Consider the following 24795-nt stretch of genomic DNA (forward strand, 5'->3'; position numbering starts at 1 on the left):
GGGCGAGGGCGGTGAAGAAGAGGGTCTGGAGCAGGGGGCGGAACTCGCCGGTGCGGCGGCAGAGGGCGGCGGCGCGGGCGAGGACGGTCTTGGCCTCGGTGAAGCGGTCGAGGTGCTGGAGCAGCGCACCGCGGTACGCCAGTGCCATCGCGCGGGTCGAGTCGTCGGGGGTGCAGTCGAGGACCTGCTCGTAGGCCCGGCCCGCACCCTCGTAGTCCCCGTCCCAGTGCCGCACCCGGCCCACCAGCAGCGTCGCGCTCGGGAGCGCCCCGGGCGCCGCGGCAGCGCTCTCGGCGACCTCCGTGGCCTGCTCGGCGAGGTCGACCGCGGCCATCGCGTCCCGGGCGTAGAGCGCCGTCCAGCCCAGCTGCTCCAGCGCCAGGGCCTCCAGCTCGGGATCGTCGCGTCCGCGCGCCAGTTCCAGCGCCTGCTCGTGGTCGGCGACCGCGTCGTCGTAGCGCCCGATCTGCGAACACGCCCGGCCCCGCCGCACGAGCGTGTGCACCAGCTGCGTGACGTCGCCCGCGCTGCGGGCCGCGCCGACGGCCTTGGACAGCAGCTCGACCGCCTCGGAGTTGGCGAACACGCGGGCCGCGGCCTCGGCGGCGTCGGTCCACGCCCGCGCCGCCGACGACCAGTCGCCCGCGGCCGCGAAGTGCCGTGCCGCCGACTCGGGCCGGGCGTCGAACAGCCGCGCCGCGCGCCGGTGCCGGCTGATCCGCACGGGCATCGGGGTGGCCTCGTAGGCGATCTGGCGGACGACGTCGTTGACGAACCGCATGCCGTCCGGCAGGGGGCGCAGCAGCCCGATCCGCACCGCCTCCGCCGCCCGCGCCGCGCACGTACCCGGCCCCGTCCCGGTGAGCTGCGCGAGCGCGTCGAGGGTGAACGCGGCCCCGAGCACGGCCGCCTGCCCCAGCAGCTCGGCGATCTCCTCGTCGGCGGCGTCGATCCGGTCGGCGACGATGTCGCGCAGCGACCGTGGCACCGGCACCGGCTCCTGGCCGGCACGGGCCGAGCCGGGGGAGCGCAGCAGCTCGGCGACGAACAGCGGTGACCCGTCGGCCCAGGAGTGCAGCCGGGCGGGGTCGTGGTCGGTCCCGGCGCGGCGGACCAGCTCGGCGACGGCGTCGACGTCGAGCGGGCCCAGCTCGATCCACCCGGTGGCCACCTCGCGCAGCGGTGCCGTCGTGGTCCCCACGCCGCGCTCGGTGACGACGACGAGCACCGGGCGGGCGCCTGCGTCGGCGGCCCACTCGCGCATCGCGAACAGCAGGGCCCCGACCGTCGAACGGCCGGCGTGGTGGGCGTCCTCGATCGTGACCAGCACCGGCCGGGTGGCGGAGAGCCGGGCGAGGAAGCCGGCGAACGCGTCGAGGGCGCGTCCGTGTTCGAGCTCGGGATCGGCGCGCTCGTAGTCGGTGGCGGCGACGATGTCGCCGACCTCGGGGACCAGCTGCGCGAGCGCCCCGAGCCGGGCGCCCGCGAGGGTCAGGACGTCGGCGGGGTCGACGCGGCGCAGCGCCGCGCGCACCAGCTGCACGAGCGGTTCGAGGTACAGCGACCGCTCGGCCTCGTGGCAGACCACCGACAACACGAGTGCCCCGTCGCGGCGCTGTTCGTCGGCGAAGCGTTCGACGAGCGCGGTGCGCCCGACGCCGCCGTCGCCGGTGACGACGACCAGGCCTGGACGCCCTTCGACGGACCGGGCCCACTGCGTGCGCAGCGTGTCGAGCTGGGTGTCGCGACCGACGATCGGTTCGGGTTCGGCGGCGGGCTCCTCGGCTGCCGGGGTGGTGTCGCGCAGCGCGTCGAGCAGGGCGCGGGTGGCGGGGGAGGGGTCGCAGCCCAGCTGCTCGGACACCGCCGCCTCGAGGGCCTCGTAGGAGGCGAGCGCGTCGGCGGGGCGGCCTGCGCGGACCAGACCCGTCATGACGAGCCGGCAGGCCTCCTCGTCGAGCGGGTCCTGGTCGAGGGCGGCGGAGGCGACGTCGACGGCGACGTCCGGGGTTCCGAGCTCCAGAGCGGCTGCGGCCCAGCAGATCCGCGCCCGGCGCCGGTAGCGCGCGACGCGCAGCCGGACGTCGGACACCCAGCGGTCGGGCTGTTCGCCCGACAGTGCGACGTCGGCGGCGAGCATCCCGGTGGCCAGCTCGGCGCTGGTGGCGGCGACGGCGAAGCGGCCGTGACCGAACTCGAGCTCGGCCCGCTCGACGTGCTCGATCGCCTCGGCGAGGTCGGTGGACACGTCGTCGGCGACGAGTCGGTAACCGGCCGGTGAGCCGTCGATGCGTTCCCGCCCCAGCACCCGGCGGAGCCTGCTGACGAGGGCGGCGATGTTGCGGTCGGCCCGTTGCGGCGCAGTGTCTTCCCAGACCGCATCGACGAGGTCGCCGACGGAGACGAACTCGCCCGGGCGCTCCGCGAGGACCACGAGGACGCGGCGTGCCTTGCCGACGGGCACGATGTCTGACGATCCGCCCTCTACGGTGAACGGACCGAGCAGGCGCAACCGCAGGTGGGCCCGGGGCACGCGCGGACTCTACCCGGGTCGTGGGGAGTGACGAGGCCAGGCGGCGTCTACTATAGTGGGCGCGCACCTCCGATGATGAAAGCCGGCCCCGCGCGACGGGACCGCCGACGGAAAGACACTCGTCCCGATGTCCAAGACCGCAGTCGTTGCGCTGGGTGGCAACGCCATCACCCGCAGCGGACAGCACGGCACGCACTCAGAACAGATGGAGAACGCGCGGGCCATGGCGTCCGCGATCCGTGGTCTGCGCGAGTCGGGCTGGAACGTCGTGCTCGTGCACGGCAACGGTCCGCAGGTCGGGAACCTCGCCATCCAGCAGCGTGCCGCATCCGACCAGGTCCCCGAGATGCCGCTGCACGTACTCGGCGCGATGACGGAGGGCCAGCTCGGCTCGCTGCTCGCGCTCGCCGTGCGCGAGGCCGGTGGCGTCGACCTACCGGGCGTCGTCACCGTCGTCACCCACGTCGTCGTCCGCAAGGACGATCCGGCGTTCGGGCTGCCCACCAAACCGATCGGGCCGTTCTACACGGTGCAGGAAGCCGCCCGGCTCGTCTCCGAGCAGGGCTGGGTCGTCGGCGAGGACGCCGGTCGCGGCTACCGCCGCCTGGTCCCCTCGCCCAAACCGGTCGAGATCGTCGAGCTCGACGCGATCCGCGGCCTCATCGACCAGGGCCTGATCGTCGTCGCCGCGGGCGGCGGCGGAATCCCCGTCGTCGAGGAGGGCGGGTCGCTGCAGGGCATCGACGCCGTCATCGACAAGGACTCGGCCGCGCAGCGGCTGGCCAACGCGCTCGGGGCCGAGGCGCTCGTGCTCGTCACCGACGTCCCCGCGGTCATGCTCGACTTCGGCAAGGACACCCAGCGCGCGATCGGCGAGATCACCGCCGACGAGGCGCAGGGCCATGCCGACGACGGCCAGTTCCCCGAGGGAAGCATGGGCCCGAAGATGCGGGCCGCCATCCAGTTCGTCCGCGAGGGCGGAGCCACGGCGGTCGTCACCAACGCCGCCCGCGCCGTCGCGTCGTTGAACCCCGGAGCAGGCGACGACGCCGAGCCGGGCACTCGAATCGTTGCCGCCGATCAGCACCTGGGAGCCGCTCCGTGAGCATCCATCGCATCACGCTGTACACCGACACCTACGTGGACTCGGTGGTACAGCTCTCCGGCACCCGAGCGATGCGCGGTCTCGACGGCGTCGTCTGGGCCTCGGCCGCGATGGCCACCCCCGCCAACGTCGAGACGCTGGCCGCCGAGGGCTTCGACACCTCCGAGATCGGGAACGCGGGCGCGAACGACCTCTTCGTCGCCGTGAACGCCGACTCCGACGAGCTCGCCGAGGCCGCCCGTGAGGCCGGCGAGTCCGCGATGTTCGCGCCGCGCACCAACGCCTCCGGCGAGGCCGCCGAGAAGCCCGCCCGCACCATGGCGCAGGCCATCGCGCGCCAGCCCGACACCAACGTCGCCGTCATCTCCGTCCCCGGCGACTACGCGACCCTCGAGGCGCACAAGGCGCTGTCCGCGGGCCTTGACGTGCTCCTCTTCAGCGACAACGTGTCCGTCGAGGACGAGATCGCGCTCAAGGAGCGCGGTAACCGGATCGGGCGGCTCATCATGGGCCCCGGCGCCGGCACCGCGATGCTGGGCCACACCTGCCTGGCGTTCGCGAACGTCGTCAAGGAAGGCAGCATCGCCGTCGTCGCCGCCGCCGGTACCGGCGCGCAGGAGGCGGCCGGCCTGGTCGACCGCTGGGGCGCGGGCGTCTCGCACGTCATCGGCCTCGGCGGCCGCGACCTCACCGCGAAGATCGGTGGCCTCACCGCCAAGCAGGCCATGGGCCGCCTCGTCGCCGACGACGCCACCGAGATCATCTTCCTGGTCTCGAAGCCGCCGAACCCGCAGGTCGCGCACGAGGTCCTCGCCGCGGCCAAGGGCAAGAAGGTCGTCGCCGCGCTGATCGGTATCGACAAGGACTTCGAGGCCCCCGAGGGCGTCATCGTCACCCGGACGCTGGAGGCCGGCGCCATCGCCGCCGCCAAGCTGGCCGGCCAGACCCCGCCCGACGTCACCGAGGGTCTCGTCGAGCAGGTCCGCGCCATCGCCGAGACACTGCCCGCCGAGCGCACGCTCGTGCGCGGCCTCTACTCCGGCGGCACCCTCTGCTACGAGTCGCTCGTCGTGCTCGGGGAGACCCTGGGCGACGTCTACTCCAACACCCCGCTCGACAAGTCGCTGGGCCTGCCCGCCCCGGAGGGCGCGCACACCTCGCTCGACCTGGGCGAGGAGGAGTACACGAAGGGCCGTCCGCACCCGATGATCGACCCGGAGGCCCGGATCGAGCTCCTGCGCGAGCAGGCCGCCGACCCGAAGGTCGCCGCGATCCTCATGGACGTCGTGCTCGGCTACGGCTCCCACGAGAACCCGGCCGGGGAGCTCGGCCCGGTCTTCAAGGAGATCCGCGACGCCGGTGGCCCCCAGGTCATCGTCTACGTCCTCGGCACCCAGCAGGACCCGCAGGGCTACGACGCGCAGAAGAAGGCGTTCGAGGAGGCCGGCGTGCTCGTCACGCAGACCGCGCAGCGGGCCGCCCTCGCCGCCGCCGCCATCGCCAGCCGCAAGCCCGAGATCGCGGCGATCTCGCTGTGAGGGAGCGGCAGCGGGCGGACCGTCGACACAGCGGGTGCGCGAAGCGCCGCCCGAGCGTGAGCGAGGGCATGCGTTGAGTGGGCGTGGGCTGGCACTCGTCTCGCACTCGACCAAGCCGCGGGGAGGGCTGGTCCACACCCTGAGCCTGGCCGAGGAGCTGCACCGGCAGGGTGTGCCGGTGCACCTGCTCACCCTCGGCGACCCGGAGGTGGGCCTGTTCCGGCACACCGACGTCCCCAACACCGTCCTGCAGCAGCCCAGGAACCCGGGCGAGACGTTGGACGAGAAGGTGTTCGCGTCGATCGACATGCTCGAGGCCGGACTCGCCGAGCTCGCGGGCGAGTACGACATCATGCACGCGCAGGACTGCATCGCCGCCCGGGCCGCCGCCCGGGTCCGCGACGCGGGGGCCCCGATCACCGTCGTGCGCACCGTGCACCACGTCGACGACTTCACGACGCCCGCCCTGATCAACTGCTCGAAGCAGGCGATCGTCGAGCCCGACCGCATCCTCGTGGTCAGCGAGCAGTGGCGGCGCATCATGAGCGACGACTACGGCCGCGACGCCGACATCGTGCCCAACGGTGTCGACCTCGGCCGGTTCGCCAAGCCCGAGGACGGCAAGATCGAGGAGCTGCGCGCGCGCATCGGCGCGGGCGAGGGCCGGTTCGTCTTCCTCGCCGTCGGCGGTGTGGAGCCCCGCAAGGGCACCGTGTACGCGTTCCGGGCGCTCGCGCAGCTCAAGCGCGAGGGCATCGACGCGACGCTGGCCGTCGTGGGCGGCCACTCGTTCCAGGACTACACGCCGTACCGGGACGCGGCGATCGCGGAGCTCGCGGAGCTGGGTCTGGAGCTGGGCCGCGACGTCCACCTGCTGGGGACGGTCAGCGAGGCCGACCTCGCGGGCTGGTACCACGCGGCGGACGCGCTGAGCTTCCCGTCGGTCAAGGAGGGCTGGGGGCTCGTCGTCTTCGAGGCGATGGCCGCCGGGCTGCCCGTGATCGCCAGCGACCTCGACGTCTTCCACGAGTACCTGGAGGACGGGGTGTCGGCACTGCTGCCGCCCGTCGAGGACGCCGACGGGCTCGCCCAGGCGATGCGCACCATGGTCCGCGACACCGCGCTGCGCGACCGGCTCCGCGCCGGCGGCGACGCGATCCTGCCGCAGTTCAGCTGGGAGGCGAGCGCCCGCAAGCACCGCGAGATCTACGACGAGATCCGGCGGGGCACCGCCTGAACCCGAGTCGCCCGAGCGGCCGCATCCCTCTCCCGGGATGCGGCCGTTCTGCGTTAGGGTCGGGGTGCGCCCCAGATGGGCCTACCGGGAAGGAGCGGCTGTACCGGCCGACGCGGCACCGCCGTCGTCGAGCACCCCGCAGGCCCAGCGGCGCAGTCCTCGTCCCGTGTGCGCGCCGGCCCTCGTGTGTGCAGCCGGCCCGGGCGCTCCTCTCCGGCGTTTCCTGCACCGACCGGGAGGACCGCAGTGCCAGCCGCCTTCAACCACACGATCATCGCCGCCCGCGACCGCGCGGAGTCGGCCCGCTTCTTCGTCGACATCATCGAGGCCGCCGCGGTCCCGTCGTGGGGGCCGTTCACGAACCTCCAGCTCGCGGGCGGGGTCCTGATCCAGTTCGCCGACCTGCCGGTCGAGGCGTTCCCCGAGATCCAGAACCAGCACTACGCGTTCCTCGTCGACGACGCGCTCTTCGACCGCGCCTACGGCCGGTTGTGCGAGCGCGGGATCGAGCACTGGGCCGACCCGCAGATGCAGCGTCGCGGTGAGACCAACACCGAGCACGGTGGCCGCGGCGTCTACTTCCGGGACCCGGCGGGGCACTTCATCGAGATCATCACCGCGCCGTACCTGTGACCGGCGGGCCCGGCCGGCCACGCGGCCACCCGTGGGCCGTCAGCGCGTGTGGTCGCGCCCCGAGTGGCGGATCGCGAGCTCTGCGGCCCGTTGGACGACCTCGTCGGTGAACACGGTGCCGTCACCGGCGAGGACGTCCTCGAGCGCGCCGAGCCACTGCGCGTAGTACGAGTAGCACTCGCCCTCGGGATGGTGGTTCTCCCACGCGGCGATACGGGCGATCAGCGCGGCCTGGAACTGCGGCCACGCGAAGAGCCCGGCGTCGTGCAGCGAGATCGCCATCCCGAACGCGCGGGCCTCCCACGGCTCGGCGAACACGAGCTCGTCGTCGGCCCTGGGCAGGGCCGAGGCCTGGTCGGTGTCGAGGACGAGCAGCGAGGGGGCGGCGCTCGTCGCGATCCCCTGCCGGACGATGTGGGTGACGCCGTCCGTGGTGTCGCGGGGCGGCGAGCTGCTCCCCGGGCCGGTGGCCCGACCGCTGTCGGCAACGCTTCTCATGTCCGCTCCTCGTACACGATGCTGTTCGTCATTTACGATAGTGGACGAAGGCATGATCGTGTGGCCCGGAGACGGGGAGAGGCGGGGAACACCCCACCCGCAAAACCGACAACGGCGGCCCCCCGAGGGGGACCGCCGTTGCCGTGGCCGGGCCGGCGGACGGCCGGGCCGGGAAGGGTGGATGGTCAGGCCACCCGAGCTGCGAGCGCCTTGAGGGCGTCGGCGAAACAGGAGACCGGAGCGGTGGCGACACCCGCGCCGACCTGCCCGATCCCCGAGCTGGCGTGCAGGATGCCGGTGGTCACCTTGGGGGTGATGCCGGTCTCCACGACCTTGCGGACGTCGACACCCAGCGGGGCGCCGATGAAGCCCATGGCCGGCAGCGTGAAGCGGGTGCTGGCGCCGGCGCAGATGGCCTGGAACGACTCCGTCGCCGCGGCGGCGTCGGACATCGCACCGCCGAGGAACGCCGCGACCGCGGCCGAGTTGCCCGCGGCGGGACCACCCATGCCGGTCAGCTCCAGGACGGCGCTGTCACCGATGTCCTTGGCGGCGGTGTCGGGGCCGTAGCCCGAGTAGTACATCGCGTCGCCCACGGGCGGGGCGTCGGTGATGTACCAGGCGTCGTCGTTGGCGAGCTTGATGCCGAACGTCGTGCCGTTGCGCGCCATGTGCGTGACGATCGAGGAGCCCTCGACCTGGTGCGCCCACAGCTGCAACGACTTGGCGGCCGCCATCGCGAAGTTCAGGAAGAACAGGTGGTTGCCCGACAGGTACTGCGCGAACGGGACGCGAGCGGCGTCGGGCAGCGCGGCGATCGGGGCGAGCCACGTGCGGGTGAGCAGGTTCGTGGCTGCCTGGGTACGCATGTGCAGGTCGTCGCCCATGGTGATGCCCTGGGAGGCGATCGCAAGGATGTCGAGCTGCCCGGTCTCGGCCAGGATCTGCTTGACCGACGGACCGGCCGTCTCGGCCAGGAACTTCAGCCGGGCGATCGCCGCGTCGGTGTCGCGACCGAACCACGCCACCTCGCCGGGACCCTGGTTCAGCGACGAGAAGGCGCGCGTGCCGCCCTCGCGGTTCTCGACGACCAGCGCCGGCTGTGACGGGCCGATCGCACTCGCCATCGGAACGACGGCGTCGTGGTGGTTCGCGGCGTCGAGGGTGACCTCGCCGCTCCGCAGCAGCTTCTCGGCCTCGGTCACGTCGGCGGCCCAGCCCTCGGCGACCACGGCGGCGCGCATCGAGCGCTGCAGCGGGTCGGTGTGCTCGGCGTAGGGGAGCACCGGGCCGCAGTGCAGGATCATGCGGCCCTCGACGCCGGGGACGGCCTCGCCGAAGGTCGACACGTCGACGAGCTGCGGTACGCCCTCGTTGAGACGGCGGACGACCTCGGTGTTCGCCTCGTCGATCGCGGCACCCGCGTCGCCGTAGAGGTTGCTGAGAGCGCGGACGGAGTCGAGATCTCCGTCGGCGGGGATGCGCCAGTCGACGTGCTGGACGGGGCGACCCTGCGCACGCACCGCATCGGCGAACATCGGCAGCCCGACGTTGACCACCTGGACCTCGTCAGGCAGTGCCAGCGGTGTCGTCATCGGGAGGTTCCTCCTCGGGGGGTCGGCCAGTGAATCGGTACTTCATCAAAGTAGACGGGGACACACTATAGGAGACAGCCGCTCGAGGGCATCCCCCTGTCCTCCCCCCGGATCGGGGTGTTCGCCCGGCCCGGGAGTGAGTTCCATCACGTGAACCATCGACGGAGGGACATCGGCATGAGCGCTGTGGACGGTTCGTGGATCTCCCCGCCCGTGGTGGGCGACGCGCGATGAGGCCCGCGTTCACCGCGCAGGAGCGCGCCGCGGTGCGGCGCCGGTTCGACCAGGACCAGGCCGACGCCGAGTACGTCGAGTACACCGAGGCCATGGAGCGGCTCTCCACGCCGCGACGCTGGAAACGCGCCCGCGCGAAGTTCCTCCGCTCCCGGGGCTATCGCTCCCGGTAGGGAGCCCGACCGGGTCACGGCGGGCGGGGGCGGTGCGCCGTCGGGCCGCCCGGACCGCGCCACCGCCGGTCCGGGCATCGGCGATGTCAGGCCGGTGCGGTCGCCGCGGTGCTCGCCGCTGCGGCGAGCAGGTCGGCCGCCAGCCGTTCGGCGAGCCGGACCGGCTCCTCGGACCTGTCCGTCTTGGCGCCGACGAGACCGCCGTCGTAGATCAGCTGGATCGACGCCGCGAGCGTCGCCGGGTCCGCGGCGCCCGCCATCGCGGCGGCGTCGGCGATCTCGTCGCGCATCCACCGCCGGTGCCGGGTCACGAGCACGTGGACGGAGTGGTCGTCGTCGGGGAACTCGGTGAGCGCGTTGACGTACAGGCAGCCGCGGAACTGCCTGCGCCGCAGTGACGTCGCCGCCAGGTCGAAGAACGTTCGGACGCGGGTCGCGGGATCGGTGGGCGCGGCGGCGTCGCGGGCCGCCTCGCGCAGCGCGCGGTCGTAGGCCGCGCGGTCGAGCTCGTCACGACGGGTCAGCCAGGCGAGGACGAGGGCGTCCTTGGAGCCGAAGTTCTGGTAGAGGCTGGCCCGGGCGACGTCGGCCTCGGCGACGAGCCTGTCGACGCCGACGGCACGGATCCCTTCGCGGTCGAAGAGGTCGGCAGCGGCGTCGAGCAGTCGTTCGGCCGGCAGCGGCCTGCGGGGGGTTCCGCGCACCGGCCCAGCATAATCCGGAAGTCTCTACAGACCGATCGTTCTGTCTGTTACGCTCGAAAGTGATGAGCCCCGTGCTGCTGGTACAGCGCCGCCACATCGACCTCCTCCGGGTCGTTGCCGCGGCCTGTCCGGGTGCTCACCCGCGGGTCCGCTGAGTCGCCCCGCCGCCCCGTCGAGGGCCTTCCGTCCGCTGTAGCCCCACGCGCCGTCCACCGTCGCGTCCGGCCGGACATCACATCGCACGAGCTCCGATCGTCCGGGTTCCGCACCCGGCGAGCGGGGTCAGGTCCGTGCCCGGCCCAGTCCTGGCGTTCCCAGAAGGAGTTCTCATGTCCCTGTTCCTGTTCGAGCTCGTGCCCGCCACGGCCGACCGTGCCGGCGCATCCGCCGTCCTGGAGGAGGTGGACAAGGCCGCCGCCACCGCCGGCGCCGAGTTCATCGAGTCCCAGGTGACCGGAGCGCACGACCGCGTGTTCGCCGTCGTCGAGGCCGACTCGGCCGCGACCCTGGGCGACGCCTTCGCCGCGGCCCACCTCGCGAGCGCCGCCGAGGTCGTCGGCCCGGACGAGGTCCGCCTCGTCGGCGCCGAGCTCGCGCAGATCAAGGCGGCGAAGCCCACCGCCGGCTACCTCGTCGAATGGGACTTCCCCGACGGCCTCGACATGGACACCTACCTCGCCCGCAAGAAGGCCAAGGCCCCGCTCTACGCCAACGTCCCCGAGGTCAGCTTCCTGCGCACCTACGTGCGCGAGGACATGACCAAGTGCCTGTGCTTCTACGACGCCGACGACGAGGCGGGCGTGGTCAAGGCCCGCGAGGTCGTCGACACCCCGATCAACCGGCTCCACCAGCTCGCCGCGGACGACGCGTGAGCGAGCAGCCGACCCCACCATCGGCCCGGCGTCGCCCACGCGCGACGCAGCCCTCGCCCGGCCAGGGAATGCGATGAGCCCGGCGCAGGTCGTGCTCGACGCGGTCGCCCCTCCCGTCCCCGCGGAGGTGACCGACCGGTTCCGCGAGTGCGCGAAGGACATCGACCAGGGCCGGGGCGACCTGCGCGACGGACTGCGCTGGCTGGGCGGGCGCGGGTTCCTCGACGGCGAGCTCGGATGGCGCGTCGCGCTGATCGAGGCCATCGCCGCCGAGTGCATGAGCTCCGGGTTCTCGCTGTGGGCCCAAGGCATGGTGATCGACTACCTCGGCCGCGGCGGCGCCGACGACACCGTCGTCGACCCGCTCCGCCGCGGGGAGACGGTCGGCGTCACGGCGATGGCACCGGCGCTGCGCGACGTCGCCGGGATCGAACCGGTGCCGGTCCTCGGCACCCGGCTGCCCGGCGGCGGCGTCCGCCTCGACGGCCCCATCCGCTGGGCCTCCAACCTGTTCCCCGACGCCCTGGTGGTGTCACCCGTGCGGTTCGAGGAGGACGACAGCCGGGCGATCGTCCGCTTCCGGCTCTCGGCCGACGGCGTGACCGTCCGGACCTCGCCGAAACTGCTGGCGCTCGACGGCACCGCGTCGTCGTCGGTGGCGCTCGACGGCGTGCACGTCCCGGCCCCCGACGTCCTCACCGACGACCTCACCGGGTTCGTGCAGGCCGTCCGGCCCGCGTTCCTGCTCACCCAGACGGCGTTCTGCGCCGGCCTGGCCGCACGCGCCGCCACCGGCGCCGAACAACACTGCACCGGGCTCAACGCCGAGCTCCGCCCCGACATCGACGACGTGTGCGCCCGTGTCGGGTCGGTGCGCACCCGGCTGCACGCCTGGGCGTCCGCGCCCCACGAGCCCGGCCCCGCCGACCTGCTCCGGCTGCGCCTCGACGCCTCCGCCGTGGCCGGCGACGCGACCCGCCTGGAGGCCACCACACGTGGTGGCGCCGGGTACGTCGCGACCAGCGACGTGAGCCGCCGGCTGCGCGAGGCGGCATTCCTCCCCATCCAGTCACCGACGGAAGGACAGCTCCGGTGGGAACTGTCGCGCTACGCCTGACCGGCGCCACCAAGCAGTACGGCAGCAACGCCGTGCTCGCCGGCGTCGACCTCGACGTCGAGCGGGACTCCCGCCTCGTCGTGCTCGGCCACTCCGGCAGCGGGAAGTCGACGCTGCTGCGCGTCCTCGCCGGGCTCGAGGAGCTCGACGCGGGCTCGTTGACCAGGCCCGATGCCGGTGACGGCCGGGGCGCCGTCGTCGGCACCGTGTTCCAGCAGCCGCTGTTGCTGCCCTGGCTGACGGTGCGCGACAACATCGCGCTCGGCGGCCGCTACCGCGCCAACAAGGCCCGGTTCGACGCCGCGCACGTCGAGGAGCTCATCGACCTGTTCGGCCTGCGCGCCCAGGCCGACTCGCTGCCGTCGGCGCTGTCCGGCGGGCAGGCACAGCGCGTCTCGATCGCGCGCGTCGTCGCCGTGCGACCCGACATCCTGCTGCTCGACGAGCCGTTCTCCGCCCTCGACCCGGCCACCCGCCGCAGCCTCCAGGTGTGGCTGCGCGACGCGGCGGCCGCGCTGGGGCTCACGCTCGTCATGGTCACCCACGACGTCGACGAGGCGCTCTACCTCGCCACCGAGGTGACGCTGCTCGACGGCTCCGGCCGCGCCGCCGGGCACTGGCACAGCGACGCCCCGGCCGGCCACGACGACCTCGCCGACCATCCCCTGCGGGCGACCCTGCTGGCGGGTTACCGCTCCCAGCTGGGTGCTGCGGCCGCCTCCTGATGGCCGGGTTCGACCGCCGCACCCTGCTCCGCGGCGGCATCGCGCTCGGCGCCGCCGCGGCGGCGGTGGGTGGCGTCGCCGGTATCGCCGACCTGGCGACGGCCTCACGGCCCACCGCCAAGAAGGGCACCGCGCCGCGCATCGGCTACCTGCCGATCACCGACGCCGCCCCGCTGCTCGTCGCGCACGGCCAGAACCGCTACGCGCAGGCCGGCGTCGAGATCCCGCGGCCGGTGCTGTTCCGCGGCTGGGAGTCGCTGGCGCAGGCGTTCGTCGCCGGCGAGGTCGACGTCGTCCACCTGCTCATGCCGTTCGCGCTGCAGCTGCGCTACCAGCTCGGCGCGCAGGTCCGCATGGTCGCGTGGAACCACACCAACGGCTCGGCGCTGACCGTCCGCCCGGAGATCGACGACGTCCGCCAGCTCGCCGGGACGTCGGTGGCGATCCCGTTCTGGTGGTCGATCCACAACATCCTGCTGCAGCGCAAGCTGCGCGCGGCCGGGCTGACCCCGGTGGTGCGGACGACACCGTCGGCGTCCGACGGCACCGTCCAGCTCGTCGTCATGGCGCCGGCCGACATGGTCCCCGCGCTCGACACCGGCACCATCTCCGGCTACATCGTCGCCGACCCGTTCAACGCGGTCGCCGAGGTCAAGAAGGTCGGCAAGGTGCTGTGGTTCACCGGCGACGCCTGGCGCGACAACGCCTGCTGCGTCGTCATGGTGCGCCAGGACCTGATCGACAGCTCGCCGCAGACCGTGCAGGCCCTGACCGACGGCGTCGCCGGTGCGCAGCAGTGGATCGAAGGCAACCGCCCCGACGCGGCGAAGCTGTTGAGCGGCAACAGGTACATGCCCCAGCCGCTGCCCGCGATCACCAAGACGCTCACCCGGGCGGAGGGCGACTACACCTCCGTCCTCACCCGCCCGCAGTGGCACGGCGAGCGGATCGGCTACACGCCCTACCCGTTCCCCGGCTACACGACGGCCCTCGTCGAGGCGATGCGCGGCACCGTCGTGGACGGCGACGCGAGCTTCGTCGACCGGCTCGACCCGGCGACCGTGCACCGCGACCTCGTCGACGACCGGTTCGTCCGCAGGAGCATCACCACCCTCGGCGGACCCGCCGCCTTCGGGCTGCCCGACTCGCTGACCCGCACCGAACAGGATGTCCTGGCATGACCGCCGAGACGATCTCCCCAGTGACCACCTCCCCCCGGAAGCCGCAGCGCTCGTGGGCGTCCAGGCTCGGGCTGCAGCTCGTCGCGGTCGTCGTCGCCGTCGCGATCTGGTGGCTGATCACGACGGTCCTGGCGTCGCCGACGTCGATGCTGCAGGACTTCGCGCCCCAGCACGCGATCCCCGCGATCGGCGCCCTCGCCGCGCAGGGCGTGCTCCTGCCCGACATCTGGACGAGCCTGTGGCGGCTGCTCGTCGGGCTGCTGATCGCCGTCGTCCTCGGCGTCGTGACGGGCCTGGCGATCGGGACGTGGCAGAGCCTGGAGACGGCGTCGCGGCCGGTGTTCCAGTTCCTGCGCATGGTGTCGCCGCTGTCGTGGGCGCCCGTCGCGATCGGTCTGTTCGGCATCGGCGACCGCCCGGTGTTCTTCCTGGTCGCGGCGGCCGCGGTGTGGCCGATCGTGCTCAACACCGCCGCGGGTGTGCGCTCGATCGACCAGGGTTTCCTACTCGCCGCCCGCTCCCTGGGGGCGACACCGGCGGAGACGCTGGTGTCGGTCGTGCTGCCGGCCATCCGGCCGCACGTCCTCACCGGTCTGCGGCTGGCGCTGGGCATCGGCTGGGTCGTGCTCGTCCCGGCGGAGATGCTGGGTGTCACGTCGGGGCTGGGCTACGAGATCCTCAACTCCCGCGACCAGCTGGCCTACGACAAGGTCATGGCCGTGATCCTGGTGATCGGCCTGCTGGGCTCGATCCTCGACGCCCTGGCCCGCCGCGCCCTGGGCACGGGCAACCGCCAGGCGGTGTAGCGCGCTCCGAGAACCGGACGAACGGCCCGGTCGCGCAACTCGGTTGCGCGACCGGGTCGTTCGCTCGACGGCGGGCCGGCGGCGTGGCGCGCGGCCGGCTACGAGGTCGTGAGCGGTCCCGCCGAGCCCGTCGCCGAGCCGGCCGCCCCGCTCGCACTGCCCGGCACCGCCCACGGCTGGGCGACGATCGACGACGTGGGGGCCGTCGTCGACGGGGGACCGGGCACGCTGGTGTGCGCGCTCGGGGAGGGTCGGTTCGCCGGTGTCGAGCCCACCCGGTACCCCAGGCCGGGCCACGTCCCGGGCAGCGTCAACCTCCCCGCACACCGCGTCCGCGATGCGGACGGGCGGCTCGCCGACGCCGACCTCGTCCGGGCCGCCGCCGGCCTCGTGCGGCGGCCGTCGCCGGCGCGCGCCGCGTCGGTCAGTCGTCACCCGCCGGGCGGTTCGCGGGCCGCCAGCCCAGCTCGCGATGGGTCAGCAGGTGGCGGACCAGCAGGTTCGTCGCAGCGGTGGCCGTCGGCTGGCTGACGACGTGCCACGCCCGCTGCATCGGTGTCCCCGGCACCCGCAGCTCGACGAGCGCGCCCGACTCCAGATGGCGGCGGACCGACTGTCGCGACACCAACGTCACCCCGAGCCCGGCGACGGCCCCGGCGACGACGGCGCCGTGCGAGCCCAGCGACAGCTGCGGGGGAGCGACGTCGAGGGTGTCGAGCAGCGACACGGCGGTGGCGCGGATGCCGGAGCCGGTCTCGCGCTGCAGCCACGTGGTGTGGCCGGGATCGAAGTCGTCGCGGAGATCGGGCGGGCCGACGACGACGAGGGTGTTGGGGCTGACCGCGCGGACCAGGGCGTCGAGCCCGTCGGGCGGGCGGCCGGCGACGACGAGGTCGACCTCGTGCGCGGCGAGCATCGGCCACACCACCCCGCGCGGGCCGACCTCGAGGCCGAGCGCGATGTGCGGGTAGCGGCTGCGGAACGACGTCAGCAGGTCCGGGAGCATGTGCTCGCCCGCGGTGGTCACCGCCGCGAGGCGGATGGTGCCGTGTTCGGGATCGGCCTCGCCGCGGGCGGCGCTGAGGGCCTCGGCGTGCAGGCCCAGGATGCGGCGGGCGTAGTCGGCGTAGCGCTCGCCCGCAGGGGTGAGCCGGACGCCGCGCCCGTCACGGTCGACGAGGGGGACGCCGATCTCGGCGGCGAGCGCGGAGATGGCCGAGGACACCGATGACTCGGTGACGACGAGGCGCTGTGCCGCGGCCCGGACGGAGCCGGTTGCAGCCAGCTCCACCAGGGCACGGAGGCGTGCGTTCGTCGTCACCGAGTCATCATGGCAATCGGTGTGGGCGCAGGGGGATCAGCCCCTGACGTTGTACTCCTCGGCCGTCAGCACCTCGTCCGGGGCGGAGTCGAAGACCCGGCTCGCGAGCAGGTCCGCCGCCTCGATGGTGGTGAGGGCCGCGAGGTCGACCTTGGCGTCGCCGGTCTCCAGCAGGCGCTTGGCCTGCCGCAGACGTGCTCGCTCCACAGCGTTACGCACACTGCGGGCGTTGGCGAACCAGGGCTGACCGACACGCCGTTCCAGGTAGCGCTTGAGTACGTCCTGTGCCTCGTCGGAGAAGGTGTAGCCAATGTCCCTGGTCATCAGGACACCGATCTGCTCCAGCTCCGGGACCGTGTAGTCCGGGAACGTGACGTGGTGCGCCACCCGGGACTGCATGCCCGGGTTGGCGGCGAAGAACGTGTCCATCCGGTCCTGGTAGCCGGCCAGGATCACCACGAGGTCGTCGCGGTTGTTCTCCATGACCTGCAGGAGGATCTCGATGGACTCGCCGCCGTAGTCGCGCTCGTTCTCGACCTTGTAGAGGTAGTAGGCCTCGTCGATGAACAGCACGCCGCCCATGGCCCGCTTGATGACCTCTTTGGTCTTCGGAGCGGTGTGGCCGACGTACTCGCCCACCAGGTCGTCACGGGTGACCGCGACCAGGTTGCCGCGACGCAGATAGCCGAGCCGGTGGAGCAGGTCGGCCATCCGCATCGCGACGGTGGTCTTGCCGGTGCCGGGGTTGCCGGTGAAGCTCATGTGCAGGGTCGGCTGCGGGGCGGTGATGCCGAACTTCGCCCGGGTGCGGTCGACCAGCAGCAGCGCGGCGATCTCCGCGATGCGTGTCTTCACCGGTGCCAGCCCGACGAGCTCCTGATCGAGCTTGGCGAGGACCTCGTCGATCCCCGACTCGGCACGGAGCGCGGCCAGGTCGACCACGGTGTCCGCGGGGAGGTACTCGACCTCGGGCTCGTCGGACGGGTCGGCCTCGAGCTGGGGCCCGGAGACCGAACCCGGCTTGAATCCGAAGGCGGTTCCGGAGCTCATGATCAGCCCTGGTTGTAGCGGTCGCCGACGGGACGCTCGGTGGCGTACGAGTGCGTCGCGTACTGGATGGCGCGACCGCGGACCTCGGTGCGGTCGACACGGAAGCCGGGCTCGTCGGCCGGGCGCTGCACGATGAACGACAGCGCCGTGGTCTGGCGGCCGAGGCTCGCGTCGTAGGCGTTCAGCTTGACGTAGGCGTTGGGGTTGGCCTTACGGCAGGCGTTGACCTCGAGCAGGACGCCGGCGGGGTCCTTCAGGTCGAACATCGGCAGGCCCCACATCTCCCAGTAGGTGTTGCGGGGGTGCGGGTCGTCGGTGAACTCGACCGACAGCGGCCAGTCGTTGCTCAGGGCGTAGTTGATCTGGGCCGTGATCTCCTCGTCCGTGAAATCCGGAAGGTACGAGAAGGTGCCCTGCGTGATACGCATTCGTCAGTCTCCTGGTGCCTGTGCGGGGATCAGGCGTTGGTCGGCGTCGCGACGACGTCGGGGGTGTCGGTGGACTCGTAGTTGAAGGTGATGTCGCCCCAGGTCGCGAGCGCCGTGTCGAGCGCGCGGTTGCGGGAGGCCGCCTTCTTGAGGATCTCCGGACCCTCCTTGTAGTAGTCGACACCCTCGTTGCGGGCCTTGATCATGGCCTCGAGCGCGACACGGTTCGCCTCGGCGCCCGCGGCGATGCCCATCGGGTGGCCGATCGTGCCGCCACCGAACTGAAGGATGACGTCCTCACCCAGGTAGTGGATGAGCTGGTGCATCTGGCCGGCGTGGATACCACCGGACGCGACCGGCATGACGCCGGGCATCGAGGCCCACTCCTGGTCGAAGTACAGCCCCTTGCTCAGGTCGGCCTTGATCTTGTCGTCGCGCAGCGTCTCGTAGAAGCCCGCGGTGGTCATCGGGTCGCCCTCGAGCTTGCCGACGACGGTGCCCGCGTGGATGTGGTCGACACCGGCGAGGCGCATCCACTTGGAGATCACGCGGAAGCTGACACCGTGGTTCTTCTGGCGCGTGTAGGTGCCGTGGCCCGCGCGGTGCAGGTGCAGGATCACGTTGTTGTCGCGGGCCCACTTGGCCATCGACTGGATCGCGGTGTAACCGACCGTGAGGTCGATCATCACGATGACGGAGCCGAGCTCGGCGGCGAAGTTCGCCCGCTCGTACATCTCCTCCATCGTGCCGGCGGTCACGTTGAGGTAGTGACCCTTGATCTCGCCGGTCGCGGCCTGGGCGCGGTTGACGGCCTCCATGCAGAACAGGAAGCGGTCACGCCAGCGCATGAACGGCTGCGAGTTGATGTTCTCGTCGTCCTTGGTGAAGTCCAGACCACCGCGGAGCGCCTCGTACACGACGCGGCCGTAGTTGCGGGCCGACAGGCCCAGCTTCGGCTTGGTGGTGGCGCCGAGGATCGGGCGACCGAACTTGCCGAGGTGCTCGCGCTCGGTGACGATGCCGTGCGCGGGGCCCTGGAAGGTCTTCACGTAGTGCGTGGGGATGCGCATGTCCTCGAGGCGCAGGGCCTTGAGCGGCTTGAAGCCGAAGACGTTACCGATGATCGAGCTGGTGAGGTTGGCGATGGAGCCTTCCTCGAACAGGTCGATGTCGTAGGCGATGTACGCGATCCACTGACCCGGGGTGTTCGGCACCGGGTCGACCTTGTAGCACTTGGCCTGGTAGTGCTCGAAGGTGGTGAGGCGGTCGGTCCACACGACCGTCCAGGTCGCGGTGCTCGACTCACCGGCGACGGCGGCGCCGGCCTCCTCCGGGGGGACGCCCTCCTGGGGCGTGATGCGGAAGGCACACAGAATGTCCGTGTCCTTCGGCTCGTAGTCGGGCTGCCAGTACCCCATCTCGGCGTAGGGGATGACACCTGCGTTCCAGCGATCTGCCATGGCTCAGAGCTTGCGCGACAATCGTGAAACTGTCTATCAAGAGTTGCGCGGTGATTCTGAAGTAAACGCTCAAGTGTTGGGTGCCCCCCGCGGTCTCCACCACGCGGGTGAGGCGACCCGGCTCGACACGCTCTTACGGTGCCCGCCGGGTGTCACTACAGGAGGACTTACGTATGAGCACGTGCAGGGAGATCGCGGCGCGCATGGTGGCGCCGGGCAAGGGCGTCCTCGCCGCCGACGAGAGCATCGGAACGATGTCGTCGCGCCTGGAGAACGTCGGCGTCGAGGCCACCGCCGAGAACCGGCGCATCTACCGGGAGCTGCTCTCGGCCACGCCCAACCTGTCCGACGGCGTGTCGGGCATCATCTACTGCGACGAGACGCTGCGGCAGACCTTCGCCGACGGCACGCCGTTCGCGCAGGCCGTGCACGCACTGGGCATCCTGCCCGGCATCAAGGTCGACGCGGGTGCCAAGCCGCTGCCGGGTGGCCTCGCGGGCGAGACCATCACCGAGGGCCTCGACGGGCTGCCCGCCCGCCTGGCCGAGTACGCCGCGATCGGCGCCGCCTTCGCCAAGTGGCGCGCCGTGTACGTCATCGGCGACGGAACCCCCAGCGCCGGTGCGATCCGCGCCAACGCCAACGCGCTCGCCCGCTACGCCGCCGCCTGCCAGGCCGCCGGCATCGTGCCGATCGTCGAGCCCGAGGTGCTGATGGACGGCACCCACTCGATCGAGCGCTGCGCCGAGGTCACCGCCACCGTGCATGCCGCCGTCCGCGAGGAGCTGGCGCTGCTGGACGTCGACCTCGCCGGCATCGTGCTCAAGCCCAACATGATCGTCGAGGGCAACGGCAACACCGAGCAGTCCTCGCCCGAGGCCGTCGCCGCCGCGACCGTCGAGGTGCTCAAGGCGTGGCCGGCCGAGCTGGCCGGCGTCGCCTTCCTCTCCGGTGGCATGTCGCCGGAGCGGGCCACCGCCAACCTCGAGGCCATGCAGGCCATCGAGACCCCGTGGCCGCTGACCTTCTCCTTCGGCCGCGCGCTCGTCGACCCCGCCCTCAAGGCGTGGGTCGGCAAGGACGACCGGATCGCCGACGGCCAGGCGGCCCTCGCCGACCGCGTCGGTGCCAACGCCGCCGCGGTCCGCCGCCGCGGTGAGCTGCAGCCCGCCTGATCAGCACGCACGCCCGACGCGGCCGGTCCCCGATCCGGGGGCCGGCCGCGTCGCGTCGTGCACCGGCCACGCGCAACCTGGCGGTCGTCGATCCGGCCCCGCAGGGCAGTGAGGTTGCGGCCGGACGAGCGGGCGCAACCTGACGGTCGTCCGGGTGGCCGGGGGCAGCAGTGAGGTTGCGGCCGTGCACACCCGGGGCGCCGGGGCGGGGGCGCCGGGGTGGGAACGGTCAGGCGTCCGCGGGTGCGTCCGCGTCGGACGGGGCGAGCGGGACCGTCGCGATGATCGTCGTCCCCGAACCGCGGCGCGAGATCACCCGCAGCCGCCCGCCGACGAGCTCCGCACGCTCCGCCATCGACTGCATCCCGTAGCCGGGGGAGTGCGGGTCCACCGACGGCGCGGGCGCGACGTCGAACCCGACGCCGTCGTCGATGACCTCGAGCCACGCCGTGCCGCGGTGCACCCGGAACCGGATGCGCGCGAGCGTGGCACGGGCGTGCTTGGTGATGTTCTGCAGACACTCCTGGGCGATCCGGTAGAGCGCGATCTCGACGTGCTCGGGGAGCCGGTCGTCATCGAGCTCCAGCTCGATCTCGAACTGCGGCACCGACCGCGCGAGGCTGGCGAGGCCGCCGGCGAGGCCGAGGTCGTCGAGCACGGGCGGGCGCAGGCCGCCGATCGCGGCGCGCGCCTCGTCGAGTGTCAGGTTGACGAGATCCCGGGCCAGGCCGAGCTGTTCCACGGCGACCTCGGGGTCGGCGGTGATGCTGTGGCCGGCGGCGTCGAGGTGGTACGAGAGCGTGACCAGGCGTTGGGAGATGCCGTCGTGGATGTCGCCGGCGAGCCGCCGGCGTTCGGCCTCCTGAGCGGCGATGACCTGCTCGGCGAAACGTTCGTGAGCGCGTTCGCGGGCCTCGAGCTTGCGGTGCACGCGGGCCTGGTGCAGCGCCCCGGCGACGAGCCGGCCGATGACGCCGAGCAGCTGCAGGTCGCTGTCGGTGAACTGGCGCCGGCGGACGGTGTGCACGTTGAGCACCCCGACCAGCCCGGAGGGGCCGCTCTCCATCGGGATCGAGGCCATGGAGGTGTAGTCGGTTCCGCGCAGGGCCGGGATCGGCATGTAGCGCGGGTCCTCCTCCTTGCGCTCGACGATCACGGCGGGTTCGCGGTGGCTGGCCACCCACCCGGCGACGCCGGACCCGATGGGGAGCTGGATCTCGCCGACGTACTGGTCGAACGGCGGGGTGGCCCCCGCGAGGGTCAGTGAGCGTTCGGTGTCGTCGAGGACGTGGACGAAGCAGACGTCGGTGGCGGTGGCCTCGGTGATGAGCCGGGCGACGGCGGCGGCCAGGGGCTCGACGTGGGGGCCGCTGGAGGTGGCCTCGACGATGCCGAGCAGGAGGGCGTTCGCGCTCTCGGCCGAGGTGAGCCCGAGGACGCTGCCCTCCTGGTAGGGGCCGAGCAGGGCGTGTCCCGGTTCGCGCCCGAAGGACGTCACCGCCGGGTCCCGGTCATTGGAAGATCCCTTCGCGCAGCGCGGTGGCGACGGCGCCGGTGCGGTCGCCGACGCCGAGCTTGCGGTAGATCGAGCGCAGATGGCTCTTGACGGTCTCGTCGCTGACGACGAGGCGGGTGGCGATGCCGCGGTTGGACAGCCCGGTGACCATGAGCGAGAGAACCTCCGACTCGCGGTGGGTGAGGCCGTGGCGGGCGCCGGGCCAGAACTCGTCGCTCTGCAGCCGGGCAGCGGTGTCGACCGCACGACCCGCGAGGGACGCGTCGATGACCGTGGTGCCGGTGGCGGCGAGCTCGAGCTGGCGGACGAGCTCCTCGCCGCTGATCTTCTTGAGCAGGTAGCCGGACGCACCCGCGCGCAGCGCCTGGAAGAGGTACTGCTCGTCGTCGTACACCGAGAGCAGCACGACCTTGGCGTCCGGGTCACGCTCGCGCAGGCTGCGGCACAGGTCGAGGCCGCTCGCCCCCTGCATGCGGACGTCGCACAGGACGATGTCGGGCGTCAGGCTGGCGACCGTCGACATCGCCCGCTCGGCCCCGATGGCCTCGCCGACGACGCGGACGCGCCCGCGGAACGGCGACAGCATCGCCTTCAGACCGGCGATCACCATCTCGTGGTCGTCCACGAGAACGATCCGCAATGGACCTGCTGACGTCGGCGCACTCATGCCGAGACTCTAGGCCGTCGTCAGGGGTCGTGAGGTTCAACCCTGGCCTCCCCCGCTGCGGGGAGGGCACAGGAGCGCTCCGGGCATAGCGTCCGGGGCCGAATCTCGAACAGGTGTGCGCCCGTTCCCCGCTGTCGGGGGCCGGGCCGCATCGACGGTGTGACTCCTATCAGTGCGGAGGTTGCGGCATGAGCACCGCTCCCAGCGTTCCGGCCGAGCGTGCCGGCCAGTCGGCGGACACCGACGAGCTCGGCGTCGCGACGCTGCGGTTCCTCGCCGCGGACGCGGTCCAGGCGGCCAACAGCGGTCACCCCGGCCTGCCTCTCGGCACGGCCCCGGCGGCGTGGACCCTGTGGTCGCGGCACCTGCGGCACGACCCGGCGGCGCCCGACTGGGCCGACCGCGACCGCTTCGTGCTGTCGGCCGGTCACGGCTCGATGCTGCTGTACGGCCTGCTGCACGTGTTCGGCTACGACCTGCCCATCGAGGAGCTGAAGAACTTCCGTCAGCTCGGGTCGCGCACGCCGGGGCATCCGGAGTTCGGGCACACGGTCGGCGTGGAGACGACGACGGGCCCGCTGGGCCAGGGCATCGCGACGGCGGTCGGCCTGGCGCTGGCCGAGCGCATGCTGGCAGCACGCTGCAACACCGCCGAGCACACGGTCGTCGACCACCGCACGTGGGTGCTCGCGGGCGACGGCGACCTGATGGAGGGCATCAGCCACGAGGCGGCGTCGCTCGCCGGCAAGCTGAGGCTCGGCCGGCTCACCGTCATCTACGACGACAACGACATCACGATCGACGGCTCGGCCGGCCAGAGCTGCGCCGACGACGCGGCGGCCCGCTTCGCCTCCTACGGCTGGCGCACCCTGTGGGTCGACGACGGCAACGACATCGAGGCGCTGGACCGCGCGTTCGCGGAGGCGGCGGCGACCGAGGACCGGCCGACCTTCATCACGGTGAAGACGACGATCGGCTACGGCGCCCCGGGCGTCGAGGGCACGTCGAAGGCGCACGGCAGCCCGCTGGGCAACGAGACGATCGCCGCGATGCGCGAGCGGTTCGGCTGGCCCGACGAGGCGTTCCACGTGCCGGCGGAGGTGCGGATGGCCACGGCCGAGCGCGCCGCGCAGGCCGCGAAGACCCGCCTGGACTGGACGCGCACCCACGAGGAGTGGGCGGCGGCGAACCCGGAGACGGCCGAGGCGTTCACGCTGGGCCGGATCCCGGTGGCCGACAAGGCCGTCGAGGCGCTGGCGCCGCTGGCCGACGGGGCCGTGGCCGAGGGCCGCGCGGCGACCCGCAAGGCGTCGGGCGCGGCGCTGAACGCGCTGGCCGCGGTGTACCCGGCGCTCGTCGGCGGTTCGGCCGACCTGGCGTCGTCGACCAACACGGCCATCCCGGGCGGCGCGGTCACCCCGGACGACGCGTCGGGCCGCACCATCCACTTCGGTATCCGCGAGCACGGCATGGCCGCGGCGATGAACGGCATCTCGCTGCACGGCGGGCTGCGGGTGTTCGGCAGCACGTTCCTGGTGTTCGCCGACTACCTGCGCCCGGCGCTGCGGCTCGCGGCGCTGATGAAGCAGCCCGTCGTGCACATCCTCACCCACGACTCGGTGCACGTCGGCGAGGACGGCCCGACCCACCAGCCGGTCGAACACGTCGAGTCGCTGCGGATCATCCCGGGCGTCACGGTGCTGCGCCCGGCCGACTCGGCCGAGACCGCAGCCGCGTGGGGGATCGCCGCGGCCACCCTCGACGGGCCCACGGCCCTGATCCTGAGCCGCCAGGACCTGCCCAACCTGGGCGGCGCCGGTCTCGACGACGTCCGCGCCCACGGTGCCCGCACGGTTCGCGCCGCGCAGGGAGACCCGGCGGTGGTGCTGGTCGCGAGTGGTTCGGAGGTGTCGCTGGCGCTGGTGGCGGCCGAGCTGCTGGCCGACCGTGGCGTCGAGGCGACCGTCGTGTCGGTGCCGTGGCGTGAGCGGCTGGAGGCGTCGCTGCGGGAGGGCTCCTACCGCCTTCCCGACGCGCCGGCGGTGTTCGTCGAGGCGGGCGTGACCGTCGGGTGGCGGGCGCTGGCAGGGCCGCGTGACGCGGTGATCGGCATCGACCGGTTCGGGGAGAGCGGCCCGGGCCACGAGGTCGCCGACCACCTGGGGCTGTCGGCGTCGGCCGTCGCGCGGGTCGCGCTGGCCACCGCCGGGGCCGAAGACGCATAGGG

22 protein-coding genes are annotated in these 24795 nt (G+C 72.7%); 12 read left to right on the forward strand and 10 right to left on the reverse strand.

The window, feature by feature from the left end:
• Positions 1–2533 (reverse strand): AAA family ATPase (locus AB7F12_RS27335; protein WP_428500389.1); only part of this gene is annotated, 2533 nt, incomplete at its 3' end.
• A gap of 127 nt (positions 2534–2660) precedes the next feature.
• Here AB7F12_RS27335 and AB7F12_RS27340 point away from each other — a divergent pair.
• The 4 genes from AB7F12_RS27340 to AB7F12_RS27355 all read left to right on the forward strand — a co-directional run bounded on the left by AB7F12_RS27340 (position 2661) and on the right by AB7F12_RS27355 (position 7046).
• On the forward strand, positions 2661–3638 hold the full coding sequence (locus tag AB7F12_RS27340; RefSeq protein WP_428500390.1) for a carbamate kinase: 978 nt from the start codon (positions 2661–2663) through the stop codon (positions 3636–3638).
• The gene (locus AB7F12_RS27345; RefSeq protein WP_428500391.1) at positions 3635–5176 is read left to right on the forward strand and encodes a protein FdrA; all 1542 of its coding nucleotides are present in this window, start codon (positions 3635–3637) and stop codon (positions 5174–5176) included. The genes AB7F12_RS27340 and AB7F12_RS27345 overlap by 4 nt, the downstream gene beginning before the upstream one ends.
• Before the next feature lie 73 nt (positions 5177–5249).
• Positions 5250–6413: an MSMEG_0565 family glycosyltransferase gene (locus tag AB7F12_RS27350; RefSeq protein WP_428500392.1), complete on the forward strand. Its 1164-nt coding sequence runs from the start codon at positions 5250–5252 to the stop codon at positions 6411–6413.
• A gap of 246 nt (positions 6414–6659) precedes the next feature.
• Positions 6660–7046, forward strand: a complete 387-nt coding sequence (locus AB7F12_RS27355; protein WP_428500393.1) for a VOC family protein — start codon at positions 6660–6662, stop codon at positions 7044–7046.
• A 39-nt stretch (positions 7047–7085) separates the two neighbouring features.
• Here the strand turns inward: AB7F12_RS27355 and AB7F12_RS27360 are convergent, their stop codons facing one another.
• Both AB7F12_RS27360 and AB7F12_RS27365 read right to left on the reverse strand, forming a co-directional pair.
• Entirely contained in the window at positions 7086–7544 is a 459-nt protein-coding gene (locus tag AB7F12_RS27360; protein ID WP_428500394.1) for a nitrile hydratase accessory protein, read from the reverse strand.
• 185 nt (positions 7545–7729) lie between these two features.
• The gene (locus AB7F12_RS27365) at positions 7730–9139 is read right to left on the reverse strand and encodes a DUF1116 domain-containing protein (protein WP_428500395.1); all 1410 of its coding nucleotides are present in this window, start codon (positions 9137–9139) and stop codon (positions 7730–7732) included.
• 230 nt (positions 9140–9369) lie between these two features.
• Between AB7F12_RS27365 and AB7F12_RS27370 the strand changes: the two genes are divergently transcribed.
• A complete protein-coding gene (locus tag AB7F12_RS27370) occupies positions 9370–9546 on the forward strand; it encodes a hypothetical protein (RefSeq protein ID WP_428500396.1) in 177 nt (58 codons plus the stop codon).
• A gap of 86 nt (positions 9547–9632) precedes the next feature.
• Here the strand turns inward: AB7F12_RS27370 and AB7F12_RS27375 are convergent, their stop codons facing one another.
• A complete protein-coding gene (locus AB7F12_RS27375) occupies positions 9633–10250 on the reverse strand; it encodes a TetR/AcrR family transcriptional regulator (protein ID WP_428500397.1) in 618 nt (205 codons plus the stop codon).
• Positions 10251–10579: 329 nt separating this feature from the next.
• Between AB7F12_RS27375 and AB7F12_RS27380 the strand changes: the two genes are divergently transcribed.
• The 5 genes from AB7F12_RS27380 (at position 10580) to AB7F12_RS27400 (ending at position 14951) form a co-directional block, all read left to right on the forward strand.
• A complete protein-coding gene (locus tag AB7F12_RS27380; RefSeq protein WP_428500398.1) occupies positions 10580–11122 on the forward strand; it encodes a DUF4242 domain-containing protein in 543 nt (180 codons plus the stop codon).
• Positions 11123–11195: 73 nt separating this feature from the next.
• A complete protein-coding gene (locus AB7F12_RS27385; RefSeq protein ID WP_428500399.1) occupies positions 11196–12239 on the forward strand; it encodes a hypothetical protein in 1044 nt (347 codons plus the stop codon).
• Positions 12215–12964, forward strand: coding sequence for an ABC transporter ATP-binding protein (locus tag AB7F12_RS27390; protein WP_428500400.1), 750 nt, complete (start codon positions 12215–12217; stop codon positions 12962–12964). Before AB7F12_RS27385 ends, AB7F12_RS27390 begins: the two co-directional genes overlap by 25 nt.
• The gene (locus AB7F12_RS27395; protein ID WP_428500401.1) at positions 12964–14145 is read left to right on the forward strand and encodes an ABC transporter substrate-binding protein; all 1182 of its coding nucleotides are present in this window, start codon (positions 12964–12966) and stop codon (positions 14143–14145) included. The genes AB7F12_RS27390 and AB7F12_RS27395 overlap by 1 nt, the downstream gene beginning before the upstream one ends.
• A gap of 20 nt (positions 14146–14165) precedes the next feature.
• Positions 14166–14951, forward strand: coding sequence for an ABC transporter permease (locus tag AB7F12_RS27400; RefSeq protein WP_428500402.1), 786 nt, complete (start codon positions 14166–14168; stop codon positions 14949–14951).
• A 424-nt stretch (positions 14952–15375) separates the two neighbouring features.
• Here AB7F12_RS27400 and AB7F12_RS27405 read toward each other — a convergent pair whose 3' ends face one another.
• From AB7F12_RS27405 to AB7F12_RS27420, 4 genes are read right to left on the reverse strand one after another with little or no spacing between them, the layout of a single operon-like run.
• On the reverse strand, positions 15376–16272 hold the full coding sequence (locus AB7F12_RS27405) for a LysR family transcriptional regulator (protein WP_428500403.1): 897 nt from the start codon (positions 16270–16272) through the stop codon (positions 15376–15378).
• 36 nt (positions 16273–16308) lie between these two features.
• The gene (gene cbbX, locus AB7F12_RS27410; RefSeq protein WP_428500404.1) at positions 16309–17322 is read right to left on the reverse strand and encodes a CbbX protein; all 1014 of its coding nucleotides are present in this window, start codon (positions 17320–17322) and stop codon (positions 16309–16311) included.
• 2 nt (positions 17323–17324) lie between these two features.
• The gene (locus tag AB7F12_RS27415) at positions 17325–17750 is read right to left on the reverse strand and encodes a ribulose bisphosphate carboxylase small subunit (RefSeq protein WP_428500405.1); all 426 of its coding nucleotides are present in this window, start codon (positions 17748–17750) and stop codon (positions 17325–17327) included.
• Positions 17751–17779: 29 nt separating this feature from the next.
• The gene (locus AB7F12_RS27420; protein ID WP_428500406.1) at positions 17780–19210 is read right to left on the reverse strand and encodes a form I ribulose bisphosphate carboxylase large subunit; all 1431 of its coding nucleotides are present in this window, start codon (positions 19208–19210) and stop codon (positions 17780–17782) included.
• Positions 19211–19383: 173 nt separating this feature from the next.
• On the opposite strand from AB7F12_RS27420, the gene AB7F12_RS27425 reads away from it, so the two are divergent.
• The gene (locus tag AB7F12_RS27425) at positions 19384–20385 is read left to right on the forward strand and encodes a class I fructose-bisphosphate aldolase (protein ID WP_428500407.1); all 1002 of its coding nucleotides are present in this window, start codon (positions 19384–19386) and stop codon (positions 20383–20385) included.
• A 229-nt stretch (positions 20386–20614) separates the two neighbouring features.
• Here AB7F12_RS27425 and AB7F12_RS27430 read toward each other — a convergent pair whose 3' ends face one another.
• Together AB7F12_RS27430 and AB7F12_RS27435 are read right to left on the reverse strand one after the other, a co-directional pair.
• Positions 20615–21883, reverse strand: coding sequence for a histidine kinase (locus AB7F12_RS27430; protein WP_428500408.1), 1269 nt, complete (start codon positions 21881–21883; stop codon positions 20615–20617).
• A 13-nt stretch (positions 21884–21896) separates the two neighbouring features.
• Complete coding sequence (locus tag AB7F12_RS27435; protein ID WP_428500409.1) at positions 21897–22568, reverse strand: response regulator; 672 nt, start codon at positions 22566–22568, stop codon at positions 21897–21899.
• Between the two features lie 188 nt (positions 22569–22756).
• Between AB7F12_RS27435 and tkt the strand changes: the two genes are divergently transcribed.
• Positions 22757–24793, forward strand: coding sequence for a transketolase (tkt, locus tag AB7F12_RS27440; protein ID WP_428500410.1), 2037 nt, complete (start codon positions 22757–22759; stop codon positions 24791–24793).
• Positions 24794–24795: the final 2 nt, after the last annotated feature.

It is taken from the genome of Pseudonocardia sp. (genome assembly GCF_050250275.1).
Lineage (GTDB): Bacteria > Actinomycetota > Actinomycetes > Mycobacteriales > Pseudonocardiaceae > Pseudonocardia.